The organism is Cytobacillus sp. SAFR-174 (assembly GCF_051964675.1).
Taxonomy (GTDB): Bacteria; Bacillota; Bacilli; order Bacillales; family Cytobacillaceae; genus Cytobacillus.
Map to the genome: position 1 here is coordinate 1 of NZ_JBQCMZ010000045.1, position 1,866 is coordinate 1,866.

The following is a 1,866-nucleotide window of genomic DNA, read 5'->3' on the forward strand; positions in this document are numbered from 1 at the left end:
TTGTGTGCCAGGCATGTTCATTAACTTGGCGGTGAAAGTCCGCTATGGGCGTTGGGATATGCGAACCATTAGCTGAAGGCAAGGGTGTCCGTGGCGACGCGGAATCTGAAGGAAGCCCTAGGCAAATCCTTGGTCTGAGGTACACGAATCACATTTGAGGTTTCCACTCCTGGATGAGTTTGCAAAACAAAACAAAGTCCAAAATATCCCCGGATGGGATGGGAATAAATGTGGCAGATATATGAGGAGAAAGTGAATGAACTTACCCTGGGAGATCTCTTAACCCCCTTTATAGGAACCTATTTAGTGATAAATAGCTGAATTAAGAGAAGTCAGCAGAAGTCATAGTACCAACCTAACGGTTGGGAAGGACTGAACGAAAGGAGAGAACATGTTAGAGCCATTTACAAAGGGGCGATGAAACAGAAACCGAAGGGGTTTCAAGGGGAGTCTTGGACGGAATCCAGGAGATTCTTTTGAAATGTAGAGTTACCTTTGTACAAACTTGACGACATGGGACCAATATGGAATCTAATGATAATTTAATTCGAAGAATTATAAGCCCGGATAACCTAAACCTAGCTTTTGTGAAGGTGAAGAGGAATAAAGGGGCAGCGGGAGTCGATGCGAAAGATATAGAAGCGACCCGCCTTCACCTTAAAGAACAGGGTCAAGAAATTATAAGGCTTATACAGGACGGAAAGTACAAGCCCCAGCCAGTACGAAGAGTCGAAATTCCTAAACCAGACGGAGGGAAAAGAAAACTAGGAATTCCCACGGTAACGGACCGGGTAATCCAACAAGCCATGGTCCAAGTCTTAACACCCATTTTTGATAGGCTATTCAATCCGAACAGCTATGGTTTCAGACCGAACAAAAGTGCACATCAAGCTATTGAACAGGCAAGGACATACATCGAAGATGGATATCAATTCGTTGTGGACATTGATCTTGAGAAATTTTTCGATAAAGTGAACCATGATAAACTCATGTCCCTAATTTCAAGAACAATTGAGGACAAGCCGACCTTAAAGCTAATCCGACGATATTTACAAGCAGGTATTATGGAGAATGGGCTAGTTACAGTAAATAGAGAAGGAACTCCACAAGGAGGACCATTAAGCCCTCTTCTTAGTAACATTATGTTAAATGAACTTGATAAGGAACTTGAAAAGCGTGGACATAAATTTGTTCGCTATGCCGATGATTGCAACATATACGTCAAGAGCCATAAAGCGGGAGAACGGGTGAAACAAGGTATCACGGACTTTATTGAGAAGAAATTAAAACTGAAGGTGAATGAGGCGAAAAGTGCAGTGGGAAAGCCAGTGGCACGGATATTCTTAGGGGTGAGTTTTTACTCTTCGAGCAACAACACCCGAGTATACGTGCCGAAGAAATCGAAAAAGAGACTCGAGGAAAAGCTTAAAAAGTTAACAAACCGCAATTGGGGAATAGCCATGGAATACCGAATTCTTAAGATCAACCAATTAATCCAAGGGTGGGGAAACTACTTCAAAATAGCTGACATCAAGAAATATGCTGGAAAGATAGACGGGCATATCAGGAGAAGGCTACGTGCATGCCGTTGGAAAGAGTGGAAGAAAGTCAGGACCAAATTTAGGAACCTAACGAGATTGGGAATCAAGAAAAGTAAGGCGTGGCAATATGCAAACTCCCGTAAGGGATACTGGAGAAATTCCAAGAGTCCTGCCTTGGACCAAGCCATGAACAATAGATATTGGCTTCAACAAGGATTAAAACAATTAACAAACATTATTACATAAACTTTCGAACCGCCGTATACCGAACGGTACGTACGGTGGTGTGAGAGGTCGGGGGTTAATCACCCCCTCCTACTCGATT

The 1,866-nt window shown here is 42.9% G+C and carries 1 protein-coding gene; it reads left to right on the forward strand.

Going from position 1 to position 1,866, the window contains the following annotated elements; genetic code table 11:
- Positions 1–524: 524 nt before the first annotated feature.
- Entirely contained in the window at positions 525–1,787 is a 1,263-nt protein-coding gene (gene ltrA, locus ACTHRG_RS23465; RefSeq protein ID WP_076263577.1) for a group II intron reverse transcriptase/maturase, read from the forward strand.
- Positions 1,788–1,866: the final 79 nt, after the last annotated feature.

Coding starts and splice junctions, on each gene's coding strand:
- ltrA (WP_076263577.1), top strand. CDS start 525: ATGGAATCTAATGATAATTTAATTCGAAGAATTATAAGCCCGGATAAC.